A 14,906-nucleotide genomic window follows, 5' to 3' on the forward strand; every position below is an offset into this window, starting at 1 on the left:
AATTATTGTCGTAGGTGGTGGAGCTGGTGGTCTAGAACTCGCAACGAAACTAGGCCGAACGTTAGGGAAAAAGAAGACAGCTGAAGTGACTCTGGTAGACAGAAAAGCGAGTCACCTTTGGAAGCCATTACTGCATGAAGTCGCAACAGGTTCTCTTGATGCTGGTGTTGATGCTTTAAGCTATCGTGCACACGCCAAAAATCATGGTTTTGATTTCCAAATGGGAAGCATGGAGAGCATTGACCGCGAGAATAAAAGTATTAGTCTTAGCGAGCTGACCGATGAGCATGGTGAATTGCTCATGCCAAAACGTAGCCTAAGTTACGATATTCTTGTGCTTGCGATTGGTTCGACGTCAAATGATTTCAACACACCAGGCGTTCGCGATAATTGCATCTTCCTAGACAGCCCTGAACAAGCTCACCGTTTTCGTACCGAAATGAATAACGAGTTCTTAAAGCTTCATGCGAACAAAGGCAATGGCACAGTCGACATTGCTATCGTTGGCGCAGGCGCAACCGGTGTCGAGCTGTCAGCTGAGCTGCACAATGCCGTAAAAGAGTTAAGAACCTATGGCTTCGGTGATCTAGATTCAAGCAAGTTGAACGTTAACCTTGTGGAGGCGGGAGAGCGAATCCTACCTGCGCTCCCACCTCGCATTTCTAGCGCCGCTCATTTAGAGCTCACGAAACTTGGTGTGAATGTACGTACGACCACTATGGTGACTCAAGCGGAAAAAGATGGCCTAGTCACTAAAGATGGTGACAAAATTTCCGCGACAATCATGGTTTGGGCCGCGGGCATCAAAGCCCCTGATTTCATGAAAGACATCGCGGGTCTTGAAACAAACCGTATTAACCAGTTGGTGGTGACGGAAACGCTACAAACAACGCGTGATGAGGATATTTTTGCTATTGGCGACTTAGCACAATGTACTCAAGCGGATGGATCATTTGTACCGCCAAGAGCACAGGCTGCACACCAAATGTCTAGCCATGTGTATAAGAACATCGTTGCTAAGCTTTCGAACAAACCACTGAAACCGTATGTTTACGCAGACCATGGCTCACTTGTTTCTCTGAGCCGCTTTTCTACCGTGGGAAGCTTGATGGGCAACCTCACCAAAGGCTCTATGATGGTTGAAGGTCGAATTGCTCGTGTCGTATACATTTCTTTATATAGAATGCATCAGATGGCGCTACACGGCGCTTTAAAGACAGGTTTAATGATGTTGGTTGGTCGTATTAACCGAGTTTTAAGACCAAACCTTAAACTGCACTAAGCATTTACGTATCGAATATCTTTAAAAGAAGGGCCAAGGCTCTTCTTTTTTTTTGCTTGCTGTTGCTATGATGGCACCTACTAGTAATTAGATTGGCTCACAGCAATTGAGTCTTTCTGAATTGAACAATGTACTCCTACTCTGACAGTTGAGGTTTCATTTGTACCCAGAGAAAAAACAGGTTAAACCCGCGCAACGATTAGAAAGTGTCATGAATTCGGCGATGTGGCATTTGGGTCAAAGAGACATGACCGAGAGCGAATTGACCGCTAAACTTCGCCTCAAAACGGATAACGAAGAGTGGATTGCAGACACGCTAGAAAAGCTGAAGGGCTTTGGATACCTAAAATCAGATAGTGATTTTGCAAAGCGTTTTACTGAGCTTTCATTCTCTGGCGAATATGGCTCTGGTTACATAACTGAAAAATTGAAGAAAAAGGGACTGCAAGACTCAATGATTGCTGACGTTATAAGCCAAGTTAAACTGGACCAGAATATTGATGAACAAGTGTTGCTGAATGCACGCGTCAATACTTACTACCAGCAGTTTACGATGAGTAAGGAAAAGCTGGTTGCAACGTTGCAAAAAAGAGGTTTCAGCTATTCGCAAATTAGCCAGGCTATTGAGCAACATGCTTGCTCTTCCCAGTTGAGAACCAACCTAGAAATCAAAGCAGAGAAAGCTGATATTGAAAAAGAAGTGCTAAAGTATGCGAGGAAAGGGAAGGGGCTTGTTGTGATAAGGCAGGAACTTCGTCAGCGAAAGATCGATATTACAGACCTTGAGGCTACGGTGGATAAACTTATCGAAGCAGAAGAAATCGATTTTTATTCTTCATGTTTGACGCAGCTTGAAAAGAAACCCTATGACCTTAAAATCCACAAAGAGAGAGCAAAAGCGTATGCGATGTTAACGCGCAAAGGCTTTTCATCTGACGAGATAAAGTTTGCTCTTAGCGAAATGGAAACCGAATAGCAGTTAGAGCTAACAACCTCCCGCCAAAGAGAAACCGTACTCTACGGCCAAGCTCTCTTCTTAGCCTGGCCACTATTGGCTTTAATCAATTCTATTGCTTTCTTCGACTTATCTTCAATTGAACTAAGGCTCTGTGTGACCTTATCTTGGAAATCGCTCTTGTTAACTCCTGATTGTTCCATAGTCGGTGAGGGGGTTTTTAGTTGTTGAACGAGTTGGACGAGTTGCTTATTTTGGCTTTCAAGAGAGTTCACTTTTACCGTGAGTTCTTTGATCATGGCATTTTGCTCGAGGAGTTTTGAACCAATGCTATTAAAGGCTTGAAGAATATGTCCGACGTTTTGATCTACCATGCGATACTCGCTTGCCTAAAACCTTGGTCTATTGAGTATAGGCAATACATTGCATTCTGTGGGGTTAATCGTGAAGTAGGTTCACTGGGACTGTTTACAATTTGAAAGTTTCAGTAGGAGTGTCAAAGAGAAACGGATACCAAAAAACGGAAACTTACTTGGGGGGAATAAGTGAAAACACGAGCCCGTCTCTCGGCTCTCCATCGTAAATGAATCGATTTCTTGCTAAGGATTCCTGCTGTGCATTGCAACTGAGTGCGAGAGCGTGGCTCGCGAGGTTTTTAGGGTCACAAACGAGTTCTATCCTCGTGATTCTTAACAGCTCAAAACAAAAGTTGATCACCACTTTGGTGGCTTCTTTTGCATAGCCCTGATGCTGATGCTGGTCAGCAATCCAGTATCCAATGCTTGCCATGTTAAAGGTGTGATAAAGCTCGTTTATCGCTACCATGCCAATGAGCTGACCATCAGAGTGTCGAAATAAACCAAACCCGTAAGCTTGACCTCTGACCCAATTGAGGCGGGTCGCCAAAATGAAGCGCTCACCTTCTTTTATTGAGAAATCAGGGTGACACCAATCCACCCATTCATGAAGAGTCGGGGAGGCGTTAACACAAGAACAAAACTGTTCGACTTCTTCGGCTTCGATCAAACGAAGGACAAGGCGTTCTGTTGAGAGGGTAAATTGTGGTGTCATAAGCGGTGGCTAAAAAAGATGCCCTCAATTTAGAGGGCATTTTAGTTAGCTTTTCTCTACGCGGCGAACTTGGATGATGATGCCCAGAAGAGGGTGATCCAAGTAGTGTGTTTCTGTACTGCGCATGCGGCGTTTTTGGTCCATTCGATAATTTTTTAGAAACTCTTCGACTTCAACTTTCGGTGACACATCTTTCATGTTTCCAGCCACTACGATTGAATCTTCAACAGCGATTGCGTCTTCAACAACGATTGCGTCTGGCGTGGCATTGAGTGCGTTGCCTTCTAAGTCCTCTACCACGAAATCGTCGGAAAGTGGTGCATCTTCAAACGTGACTTTTCTGACGCTTGGACGTTTCAGGTTAAGCTGAGTTTCAGCGTACAGGTAGTGCTGAACATAGACTTGAAATTTGCCATCAAGCTCGTACAAAGGCTTGTCAATAGACTCTTCAATCACGCCATCAATTGGCGTTTCTTCTGTGAACGCCAGCTTTTCTGAACCATCTGGGTTGAAAGCTTCCGAGTAATCTCGGCCAGCTTGAATGTGAAAGACGGGGGCAGCTGCTTTTCCTTCATCACCTTGGCGCCAAGCTTTGTGCACGAGAACGTTAAACCCAGCGTGTTTGTCTAATGACTTTACTTGATCGGAAAGTTGGTATTCCGCGGCAGGCAGCATAGCCACCTGTTTTGATGTGCGATAATCGGCATCAGAAAACTTACCGGCTCTCGACAAGTCTACTTCTGGTTGGGTCATCGGCCACGATTCGCTGGTTTTTTCTGCATCAACGGCGCGCTCAAAAATGATCACTTCTATATCAAATTGTCTCTGCGCCAGGGTTGGCATTGAGACTAAAAAGAGCAGCAGTGGGACCAGTTTTTTCATTTTAACTCCATCAATCAGTCGTCATGACTAATTTTAGTTTATCAGGTGCTATTTACACTTTCGGCATAATGTTTTGCTGAAATTCAGAAAGCATATCAACGACAAAGCGAACACGTTTACGTCTGTCTACTAATGGTATCGTAAACTTGAGCTTAGTAGGGCCTTCCATAGCAAATTTTTGTGGCTGAGATTGCAATAGTTTAACCAGAAATACGGGATTAATGTCAGCATCGGGATAGAACTCGATGTATCCACCCTTATCATGCGCTTCGATTTTCTTCACTTTTATCGCCGCGGCATCCAGTTTGATCTCAGAGACCGAGAGCAAATTCTTAGTAGCATCGGGAAGCGTGCCGAAACGGTCTATGAGTTCAACTTTCAACTCTGCTAGTTCGCCGCGGTTGGCAACACTCGCGATCTGTTTATACATAGACAGTCGTGTATTGACATCCGGGATATAATCGTCGGGCAACAGTGCCGGTAAACGCATTTCTACTTCTGTCTGCTCACGCAATAGCTCATCCAAAGAAGGTTCTTTCCCTTCTTTTAATGCTTCTACAGCTTGTTCAAGCATTTCCATGTACAGATTAAAGCCAACCGATTGAATTTGACCACTCTGCTCATCACCCAGTAATTCACCCGCACCACGAATTTCTAAATCGTGAGTCGCCAATGTAAAGCCAGCCCCAAGATCTTCTAGTGACGCTATCGCATCCAGTCGCTTAATCGCATCTTTACTCATCGCTTTTGGATGAGGTGTCAGCATGTAAGCGTATGCTTGGTGATGTGAACGACCCACACGACCACGTAGTTGGTGAAGCTGCGCTAAGCCGAGGTTGTCTGCGCGATCCATAATGATGGTATTCGCCGTAGGAACATCGATACCCGTTTCAATAATGGTTGTACAAACAAGCAGGTTAAATCGCTGATGATAGAAATCGTTCATTACTTTTTCTAGTTCGCGCTCTCTCATTTGGCCGTGAGCGGTGGTGATTCGTGCTTCGGGAATGAGTTTAGCGAGACTTTCAGCAACCTTATCAATGGTGTCGACTTGGTTATGAAGGAAGTACACTTGACCACCACGCATGATTTCACGCAGTACAGCCTCTCTGACAACACTGTCATCACTTTGGCGAACGAAGGTTTTAATCGCAAGTCGTCGCGCGGGCGGTGTGGCAATGATCGATAGATCGCGCATGCCGCTCATCGCCATGTTCAATGTTCGAGGAATCGGGGTCGCGGTTAGAGTCAGAATATCCACATCGGCGCGCATTGCTTTGACTTTTTCTTTTTGTCTAACACCGAATCGGTGTTCTTCATCGACGATCAACAAGCCAAGATCTTTAAACTTAAGATCACTTGAGAGCAGTTTATGAGTACCAACAAGAATATCGACTTTGCCATCTGCGACATCTTGCATGATGGCTTTTTGTTCTTTTGCAGACTTAAAGCGCGACAGAACTTCCACTCTAATCGGCAGATTAGCAAAGCGGTCACGGAAGTTTTCAAAGTGCTGCTGAGCGAGCAGTGTCGTAGGCACAAGAACAGCAACTTGCTTATCATTGTCTGTACTGACAAACGCCGCGCGCATGGCTACTTCTGTCTTACCAAAACCAACGTCACCACACACCAAGCGATCCATTGCTTTCGCTTGGCACATGTCAGACATTACCGCGTTAATCGCGGTCGATTGATCATCCGTTTCTTCAAATGGGAAACCTGCTTTGAATGTGGCGTATTGGCCTCTGTCTAAAGCGAACTTATAGCCTGGTTTGAGTTCACGTTTGGCGTATACGTCTAGAAGCTCAGCGGCAACATCTCGAACTTTTTCTGCTGCTTTTCTGCGTGCTTTACCCCAGGCTTCGCCCCCTAACTTGTGAAGCGGTGCTGACTCTTCCGCACCACCAGAGTATCGACCGATGAGGTTAAGCGACGCAACAGGCACGTAGAGCTTGGCTTCATTTTGGTATTCTAGGGTCACGTACTCGGTGACCATTCCGCCGGCTTCGAGAGTTTGAAGGCCAATATAGCGACCAATCCCGTGATCGATGTGTACAACAGGTTGGCCTGTTTTCAGTTCAGCTAGGTTTCGTATTACCGAATCGCTGTTGGTTGTTTCACGGTCTTTCTTACGTCGTTGTACGACTCGGTCGCCGAGTAAATCGCTCTCACAAATAAACGCGATTTTTGCTTTTGAGTCGATAAAACCGTGTTCAGACGAACCCAGAACGAGGGAGAACTTGTCGCTTCCTGAAATCGCCGCATGGAAGTTGTCTGCTTCGATAGGACGCAATTTAACGCCTTGAAGCAGCTCCAGCAGTGCTTCTCTTCGCCCTTCAGATTCAACAGAGAAAACAATTTTTCCTTTGAAGGATTCTGAGAATTGCCTTAAAGAGGCCAGGGGCTCTTTGTTTTTGTGTTGAGCGGCGAGGTCGGGTAAAGCCTCAATTGAAAGGTTTTTTCTTCCCGCCTTCTTCTCGATTTCTTCAGTCGAAAGAAAGGTTTGAGCCAGCTTCTTGAAGTGGCTGTACAGCTCGTCTTTTTTTATCCATAAGTCGCTTGGTGGCAGCAACGGCCTTAACGGGTCGACATTTCGCTGATCGTAGCGGTGTTCCACATCATTTAAGAATGTATCGATAGACGGTTCAATATCACCCACGACAATCAACTGGCTGTCGGGTGTCATATAGTCAAACAGCGTTTCGGTGTGGTCAAAGAAAAGTGGTTGCCAGTACTCTATACCGGCAGGCCATGTCCCTTTAGACACCTGCATGTACACCGATTCTGGCTCTCTACGCGCGTCGAAACGCTGTCGCCAACGGATTCGAAAATCTTCTATTGCCGATTCTGATGTCGGGAATTCATGAGCGGGTAATAGACGTATTTCTTGTATGTCTTCAATAGATCGCTGATTCTCAGGATCAAAGGTTCTAATCGTATCGATCTCATCATCAAAGAAATCGATACGATACGGATCTTGGCTTCCCATAGGGAAAAGGTCGAGAATAGAACCTCGGCTCGCGTACTCACCAGGGCCAAATACTTGGTCCACGTGACGGTAACCTGATTGCTCTAACTGGATGCGCAGTTTCTCTAAAGAAAACAGATCGCCCGCTTTGACCATCAAAGTGTGCTGAAGCAAAAAGTCACGTGGTGACTGCTTTTGCAGCAGTGTACTGATTGGTACGATGGTGATGCCTGAATGTAAGCTCGGCAGTTGATAGAGGCGTGCGATACGATCTGAAATGATCTCTTGATGTGGCGAGAAGTTGTCGTAAGGCAGCGTTTCCCAGTCAGGAAAGAGTGTTACATCCTGATCTGTAAACTGCTCTATTTCTTGTTGCAGTCTTAAGGCTGTCTGCGGGTCAGCAACGGCTAAGAGAGTATGATTTGAATGCAAATCGGCAAGTTCGGCAATCGCTAGAGATAAACTAGAGCCTTGCAAGTGGCCTATAAATTTTTTATCTCCAGCACCCTTAGGGGTAGATAGAGCAAGCATATTAGATGTGGTCATGAGTGGTTCTATTTATCTCTATTTAGGGAGCGTTGACGCAACAGCTTTTGTTGTTGATAGAGGGCTGAGCGAATGAGTAGGTCTTCGTCTTCATCTCTAAGCTGGCTATATTGGATGGTAGTATCCCAGCCTTGTTCTGTCTCTGATGCTTCTGCTACCTCTGCTACCTCGCCATAGCAATAGATGGCAGCGGCTGGATGCTCTAAGAACAGCTTTACTCTTACTTTCGTTTTTACTGCTAAGTGGACAGCGGAATAGTAAGAGAATTGGCTGGCACCAAACGAATAGGTTGAGTGACGATACTGGCTTTCATCTTGTTGAGATAACATAAACGTCAGCAACAAATTGAGCTTGGAGTTTTGTGTATCTAATAATTGGACAACGTGTTTAAAATCGCTGTTCTTAAGTTCGACTCGCGCGGCATCATTCAATTGGTCGAGCTGAGAAAACTCGCCTGCAACAATAAAAGGCTTTGGAATTTCCGATTCAAAAATTTGACCTGTAGGAATCTCAAACTCAGTCGGTAACGGCTCAATGTTGGCTGTCATTTGATGTTGAACGGAAAAAAACTCTTGTTTTGACATGGTTGAGCCCCTTTATTGTTGATGAACCACCCTTTTATTATCGTCAATAGAAGGCATTCTGTTTAGTTACTGTTGAGATTATCGCTATAGCGACAAACATATCAAGGTATGTTGCTGTTATTAAGTGTAATTGACCTACATTTAGCAAATTAGAACTATAACCTTAGAGCGTAAATCGTTACAGTAGACAGATCCTTTAAGTTTGGTTTTACCTATGCACCTTCCCATTTCATTCTTTATAGGTCTGCGTTATCTCCGGGGACGTTCCGGTGACCGATTCAGCCGTTTCGTCTCTTATATGTCGACGGCGGGAATTACCATCGGTGTGATGGCTCTTATTACCGTGTTATCTGTCATGAACGGCTTCGAAGCTCAACTTAAAAGTCGCATTCTCGGTGTGCTGCCTCAAGCGGTGATTACCCAAGATAACGACAAAACGACGCTGACCGACAATCCGCCTCAGTTCATCGCTGACATGTCGACACAAAAAGAACCTGAACCATTGGTGCGCAGTGAAGCTGTGATCCAAAGTGCTTCCCAACTGACTGCGGGAATGATGCTAGGAATCTCCCCTGAAGAACAAGACCCGATTGAGCAACATCTTATTGCAGGCCGTTTGTCTGACTTAAAAAAGGGCCAATACCAAGTCTTCCTAGGGCATAGTCTCGCGCGTTCCCTTAATGTCACCACCGGCGATAAAGTTCGCCTGATGGTTACGAGCGCCAGCCAGTTTACCCCGCTTGGACGAATTCCTAGCCAGCGTAACTTTACCGTGGCGGGCTTATTTAATACGGGATCAGATGTAGATGCACAATTGATGGTGACACACATTTCTGATGCAGCCCGTTTGCTTCGTTATTCTAAAGAGACCGTGTCAGGTTGGCGCCTGTTTTTTGAAGACCCGTTTGTTGTGGCTGATTTAGCTGATGTGGCACTGCCAGATGGCTGGCATTGGAGCGATTGGCGAGAGCAGCGTGGAGAGCTATTTCAAGCGGTGCGCATGGAAAAAAACATGATGGGCTTAATGCTTGGGCTTATCGTTGGTGTGGCCGCCTTTAATATTATTTCAGCGCTGATTATGGTGGTCATGGAGAAGCAATCTGAAGTGGCGATCTTGAAAACCCAAGGAATGAACGGCCATCAGATCATGGGTGTGTTTATGGTGCAGGGCGCCAGTAGCGGTATCATTGGCGCGTTGGCTGGTGGCACGTTAGGTGTGTTGCTCGCCTCTAACCTTAATTCTATGTTGGAAGGGCTCGGCGTTGCACTTTTCTCTGTAGGTGGCCACCTTCCTGTGTTGATTAATCCTTCTCAAATCATAGTTGTCGTGTTACTCGCGGTCATGTTGAGCCTATTCGCAACGTTATTTCCCTCTTATCGAGCATCTTCAGTCAAACCAGCCGAGGCTTTAAGGTATGAATAAACTTCTTCAGTGCCACAATGTATGTAAAACCTATCACGATGGCTCTTTAGATACGCAAGTCTTAAAAGGCGTGAGCTTTGACCTCAACAAAGGGGAGCTTGTGTCCATTATTGGTACCTCGGGTTCTGGTAAAAGTACATTACTTCATGTTCTTGGGGCATTAGATGATTGCACTGAGGGTCATGTCACTTTTCTTGGCCAAAACTTAGCGGAGCTGAATTCAAACAAGCAAGCTAAGATTCGTAATCGACATTTGGGTTTCGTTTACCAATTTCATCACTTGCTCGCTGATTTTAGCGCGTTAGAAAATGTGGCGATGCCTTTGCTGATTGGTGGAATGAAGCGAAGTGAGGCGTATTCCGAGGCCAAGGCATTACTGGTAAAAGTTGGATTGTCTCACCGAGTTGATCATCGACCTTCTGAGCTATCAGGCGGAGAGCGCCAGCGCGTTGCTATTGCTCGTGCCTTAGTGAATAAGCCTGACTTGGTACTCGCTGATGAACCTACGGGTAACTTAGACCATGCAACGGCTCTTTCTATTTATGATCTGATGCGTCAGCTAAATCAAGAGTCAGGTACGGCGTTTTTAGTTGTCACTCATGATGGAGAGCTTGCGGGAAAAATGGACCGTCAGTTGAAAATGCAAGATGGGTTGCTGATTTTAGATGACGAGAAGCAAGCGGTCGAAAATTCCGAAGTTGGGGAGGGATAATGTTTTCTTCTCTCTCTTTGTTTATTGGCCGTCGATTCAGCCGAGCCAAGCAGCGAAACAAAATGGTCTCTTTTATTTCTCTCTCTTCAACGATTGGCATTGCCGTAGGTGTTGCCGTGATCATTATTGGCTTGTCAGCAATGAACGGCTTTGAACGAGAGCTGAGAGATCGCGTGTTGTCTGTTATCTCCCACGGTGAATTTGAAGGCGTGAAAAGACCGATCCAAGATTGGCAGAAAATGATGAAGCAAGCGGAGTCTGATGAACAGGTGCTCGCGGCCGCTCCATTTATCAAACTTACGGCTTTGGCGGAGAAAGGCGCGAGTCTGAAAGCGCTAGAAGTTAGAGGCATTGACCCTGAACTTGAAAGTAACGTGTCGAGTTTGATGGACTTTGTGGATGCTGACGTTTGGCGTGGCTTTCAGGCGGGATCCGGGCAAATCATTCTTGGACAGGGTGTGGCGGACGCTATTGGTGTGAATGTGGGTGATTCGCTCACGTTGATGCTACCGGTTGCTAATGGCTCTACCAAGGTCCAAGCGCCAAGAAGGGTACGAGTGAAGGTTGCTGGTTTACTGACTCTTAATGGTCAAATCGATCATAATTTGGCTCTGATCCCGCTGCAAGATGCACAAAGTTATGCGCAATTGGGCGACAAGGTAACGGGCGTATCTATTAAAGTCTCAGATGTTCTTAATGCAACGTTTATCGTTCGTAATGTCGGAAACAAGCTTGACGAGTATGTTTACTTACGCAGTTGGCAGCAGAAGTTTGGCTTCTTATATCGTGATATTCAGCTAGTTCGCACCATTATGTATTTAGTCATGGTATTGGTGATTGGGGTGGCGAGCTTCAATATTGTTTCTACTTTGATGATGGCAGTGAAAGATCGAGCCGGCGAAATCGCGATACTACGCACCATGGGAGCAACCGATGGATTAGTGAAGCGAATCTTTGTTTGGCAAGGTGTGTTCTCTGGAGTGTTAGGAAGCGTAGTGGGCAGCGTTATCGGAGTGGTGGTTGCACTGAATCTTACATCTCTCATTGAGGTAGTGGAAAAGTTGATAGACCATCAGTTTCTATCTGGTGATATCTACTTTGTCGACTTTCTTCCGTCTCAAGTGATGCTCAATGATGTTTTATTGGTGTCTTTGACTGCCATTGTACTGAGTTTGCTGGCTACCTGGTATCCTGCTTCACGAGCCAGTAAATTGAATCCAGCGGAAGTACTGAGTGCTAAATAGCACTTTATCGCCAAGTGAATCCATTCATACAAAAATGCCATCATAACGAGAGATTAGTTTCCTAATACAAGGTTATGATGGCATGTTTTTCGTGACGTATCTTTACTGTTTACGGACGTTCAATTCTTACCAAATGTTCCGACAATATCGGTTTAACTATCTTTCTTATAAAGCTAGTTAAGCACCGATTGAACGTCGTCGATCATCTTTTGCGTAGCCTGAATTCCACTTGCTGAAATGTACCAAGCGTGAGCATCAAGGTAGCTAATCTTGTTGTTTTTGAACACCGGAAGTTTATTGATCAAAGGGTTATCAAAGTGTTCTTTTGCTGTTGTTGTAGACTGACCAATGGCTGCATCTCTATCCAGAACAAGCATGTACTTTGGGTTCACCTTACTAATGTACTCGTAGCTGATCGCATCTCCATGTTGGTAAGTTTTGTCGTTGGCGAAAGACTCTTCAAAACCGAACAAAGAATAGATGGCACCATAGCGAGATTGAGCACCGAAAGTGGTGAGATTCCCACCGCTCACCATGACAACGAGTGCATTCGCTTTATCAGCGGTTACCTTATTGTAAATGTCATCAATTTGCTTTTGCTTGTCTGCAATGATTTGCTCTACTTGTGCCTGCTTTTCGAAAATATCGCCAATCATTCTCCAAGCATCTTGAGTGGTTTCCCAATAGCTTTTGGCATCTGCCATGAATAGAACGGTTGGCGCAATTTTCTGAAGCTCGTCTAGTGATGCTGAACTTCTATTACTGACGATGATAAGGTCAGGCTTCAGCGTGTAGATCGCTTCAAAATCAGGTTCAAACAGTGAGCCAACAGGCTCGTATTGTTCGCTTTGATATTTGTTTAAGTACGGAGGCATTGGGCTTTTGACAACACCCACTGGCTCAATCTCAAGCGCTTCCAAAACATCTAGGCTATCCATTCCCAATACAACGACGCGTTCTGGTTTGGTTTGCACCTGCGTTTCACCTAAGAGGTGTTTAACGGTGATGGTTTTTGCTGCTGCAAGAGGACTCAACAGTAGAGCTGCACTCGCGATAAGCGATGTTATGTTTTTAGATAACATGGTGACTCTCCTTAGAAGCCGTACGAAACGCCTAAACGGACGTTACGACCTGCGGCATAAACGCCAGATACACTTTCCCAGCCAGGGATGTTCGTATAATCACCTACACTAGAGTGATCGCGATAGTATTCATTAAATAGGTTAGTCACAGTAAGGTTGACGTTCAGGTCTTGGTTGCTTAATGGCAGCCATTGGACGTAAATGTCATGAACCTGATACCCAGGCTTATCTATGTGCTGAGTTTCGTCGATCCAACCTTTTTCAACCGATTCAAACAGTGCTTCAACATTGTTCAAATCAGCAACGTAGGTGTAGTTCCAACCAAACTCTAGGTCTTGATTAAGGTTATAGGTGAGGTTAAGCCCGAAAGTATCTCCTCGAGAGTTACCGATACCGATGTGGTCATAACCATTCAGCCTGTTGCCATTAAGCTTAGAATCAACGCTGCTAAAACTTGCAATGGCGGTCAAACCTTCGTACCAGTATTTGGCCTTGAGTTCATAACCTTTCGTTTTTAGCTGACCAACGTTTTCGTATTGCTTACCAATGACATCAATGACATCGTCAATATTGCTTTGGAAAACCGTTGCAGATGCTAGCCAGTTAGACACTTTATACTCTATACCGACTTCTGTATTTTCCGCTGTTTCTTCTTTTAGATTTGGATTGATGGAGTATGAATCGAGAGTGAAGGTGTCTCCAACCTGTTTACCGCGCAGGGCCTGGGCGTAGCCAGCATTCAGCTTCCAAGCGTCAGCAATTTGGAAGTTTAAGCCGATATTCGAGCTCACCCCATCGCTATCAATTTTTGTCCCTGTCGACAATTGTTCCATTTGGTAATTATCGTATCGGGTACCAAAGCTTAAAAGTAGAGCGTTGGTGGCTTGCCAATGATCTTGTACGTAAAGACCAAATACATCGCCTTCTTCTTTTAGAGCGGGTTTTGCGCCTGGTTCTAAGGACTTGGCCGATGCTTCATCGGATTTGTATTCAACCCCATAGGTCACCGCATGTTGGCTTAAGTGACTGGTGTTGCGCACATCAAAGCCTAACGTGTTGACTTCGCCATTGTACTTACCCCATTTTGCGTCTTGAACAACATCCGCCATGGTGTAGTAAAGTGAGTTTTCTAGGTTGACTAACTCGCTATGACTGAAAGTATGGTTGGCAGTAAAGGTGTGTCTCTCAGTTTCTAGCGGGTAGACTGGGTCACCTTCCAGAACAGGCCAATTTGGTCGTTGCCCAAATTCGCCATCTTCATTTCGAGCTTCATAGCTAAGAGAGAGCGTTTGGTTGTCGGTAATGTAACCGTCTGCTTTGAGAAAGCCTAGTGTTCTATCCGATGAAGTACCTAGCACTTCATTGCCTTTTCCATCTTCTATGTTGTCATTTTTAGTCGAAACAAATGACCCAAGTAGACCCCAATTGTCGTTTATCTCACCATATAGGCTGGCACTGGTTTTATGACCGTTGTTGCTAAAGTAGTTCGCGCTTACCGTACCACCAAAACTTTCACCCGGTGCAAGTAAGTCGTGAGCACTTTTGGTTTTGAATCGAATAGCACCGCCCAATGCACCAAAGCCACTGGTTGCTTCGCCCGCACCGGCTTGGACTTCTACCGTTTTAAGCAAGTATGGATCAATTGAAAGACGGCCAATGTGGTGGAATAAGGTACTTGTCTGAGGCGCGCCATCAACAGTAACGTTAAGATAGGTATCCTCTAAACCTCTTACGTAGACCTTCTGAGCAACACCCACGGAGCCACCAACCGATACCGAAGGGTCGGTTCGGAATATGTCTTCAAGGTTTTGAGCTTGATAGTTTTCTAGCTCAGTATCGGTAACGGCGAAGTTAGTCAACTCGCCAACCACAACCATCACTTCAGGGGTTTCGTTTGATGTATCGTCTACTGAATTTTCTGCAAGTGCAGAGTGTGAAGAAAGAGTACCTGCAATGGTCAGTGCAAGTAGTGAGATTTTGAATTCCATATACAATTCCGTAATTTATTATATTTAGCTTTTATCAACTGGCGGAGTGTTTGCCAGTACCACTACTAAATGATAATGATATTCCTTATCATTTGTTGTTTATGGATGTTCTCTTTTTTCATCATTAGGGTAAATGACTTTTACAACTGTTACATATGATCCGTTAATG

General features: G+C 45.1%; 12 protein-coding genes. 5 read left to right on the top strand and 7 right to left on the bottom strand.

The window, feature by feature from the left end:
• Position 1 precedes the first annotated feature (1 nt).
• Both BCU12_RS01985 and BCU12_RS01990 read left to right on the top strand, forming a co-directional pair.
• Complete coding sequence (locus BCU12_RS01985) at positions 2 to 1,282, top strand: NAD(P)/FAD-dependent oxidoreductase (RefSeq protein WP_241909721.1); 1,281 nt, start codon at positions 2 to 4, stop codon at positions 1,280 to 1,282.
• 211 nt (positions 1,283 to 1,493) lie between these two features.
• Positions 1,494 to 2,258: a RecX family transcriptional regulator gene (locus tag BCU12_RS01990; protein WP_102402724.1), complete on the top strand. Its 765-nt coding sequence runs from the start codon at positions 1,494 to 1,496 to the stop codon at positions 2,256 to 2,258.
• A 41-nt stretch (positions 2,259 to 2,299) separates the two neighbouring features.
• Here BCU12_RS01990 and BCU12_RS01995 read toward each other — a convergent pair whose 3' ends face one another.
• From BCU12_RS01995 to BCU12_RS02015, 5 genes are all read right to left on the bottom strand, one after another.
• Positions 2,300 to 2,611: a hypothetical protein gene (locus BCU12_RS01995; RefSeq protein WP_102402725.1), complete on the bottom strand. Its 312-nt coding sequence runs from the start codon at positions 2,609 to 2,611 to the stop codon at positions 2,300 to 2,302.
• Between the two features lie 154 nt (positions 2,612 to 2,765).
• Complete coding sequence (locus BCU12_RS02000) at positions 2,766 to 3,308, bottom strand: GNAT family protein (protein WP_102402726.1); 543 nt, start codon at positions 3,306 to 3,308, stop codon at positions 2,766 to 2,768.
• A gap of 45 nt (positions 3,309 to 3,353) precedes the next feature.
• The gene (locus BCU12_RS02005) at positions 3,354 to 4,190 is read right to left on the bottom strand and encodes a peptidoglycan binding protein CsiV (RefSeq protein ID WP_102402727.1); all 837 of its coding nucleotides are present in this window, start codon (positions 4,188 to 4,190) and stop codon (positions 3,354 to 3,356) included.
• Positions 4,191 to 4,242: 52 nt separating this feature from the next.
• Positions 4,243 to 7,704 carry a transcription-repair coupling factor gene (gene mfd, locus BCU12_RS02010; RefSeq protein ID WP_102402728.1) on the bottom strand — a complete coding sequence of 1,154 codons (3,462 nt, stop codon included), beginning with the start codon at positions 7,702 to 7,704 and terminating at the stop codon, positions 4,243 to 4,245.
• 8 nt (positions 7,705 to 7,712) lie between these two features.
• On the bottom strand, positions 7,713 to 8,288 hold the full coding sequence (locus tag BCU12_RS02015) for a PilZ domain-containing protein (protein WP_102402729.1): 576 nt from the start codon (positions 8,286 to 8,288) through the stop codon (positions 7,713 to 7,715).
• Between the two features lie 214 nt (positions 8,289 to 8,502).
• Here BCU12_RS02015 and lolC point away from each other — a divergent pair, with 214 nt between their 5' ends.
• Genes lolC through lolE form a run of 3 tightly spaced genes read left to right on the top strand, consistent with a single transcriptional unit; the run spans position 8,503 to position 11,667 of the window.
• On the top strand, positions 8,503 to 9,711 hold the full coding sequence (gene lolC, locus BCU12_RS02020) for a lipoprotein-releasing ABC transporter permease subunit LolC (protein ID WP_102402730.1): 1,209 nt from the start codon (positions 8,503 to 8,505) through the stop codon (positions 9,709 to 9,711).
• A complete protein-coding gene (gene lolD / locus BCU12_RS02025; RefSeq protein WP_102402731.1) occupies positions 9,704 to 10,423 on the top strand; it encodes a lipoprotein-releasing ABC transporter ATP-binding protein LolD in 720 nt (239 codons plus the stop codon). The genes lolC and lolD overlap by 8 nt, the downstream gene beginning before the upstream one ends.
• Positions 10,423 to 11,667 (top strand): lipoprotein-releasing ABC transporter permease subunit LolE, encoded by a 1,245-nt coding sequence (lolE, locus tag BCU12_RS02030; protein WP_102402732.1) that lies wholly within the window; start codon positions 10,423 to 10,425, stop codon positions 11,665 to 11,667. The genes lolD and lolE overlap by 1 nt, the downstream gene beginning before the upstream one ends.
• A 173-nt stretch (positions 11,668 to 11,840) precedes the next feature.
• Here the strand turns inward: lolE and BCU12_RS02035 are convergent, their stop codons facing one another.
• Positions 11,841 to 12,749: an ABC transporter substrate-binding protein gene (locus BCU12_RS02035; protein ID WP_102402733.1), complete on the bottom strand. Its 909-nt coding sequence runs from the start codon at positions 12,747 to 12,749 to the stop codon at positions 11,841 to 11,843.
• Between the two features lie 11 nt (positions 12,750 to 12,760).
• Positions 12,761 to 14,737: a TonB-dependent receptor gene (locus tag BCU12_RS02040; RefSeq protein ID WP_102402734.1), complete on the bottom strand. Its 1,977-nt coding sequence runs from the start codon at positions 14,735 to 14,737 to the stop codon at positions 12,761 to 12,763.
• Between the last annotated feature and the right edge of the window lie 169 nt (positions 14,738 to 14,906).

This window comes from Vibrio sp. 10N.261.55.A7 (assembly GCF_002877365.1).
Classification (GTDB): domain Bacteria; phylum Pseudomonadota; class Gammaproteobacteria; order Enterobacterales; family Vibrionaceae; genus Vibrio.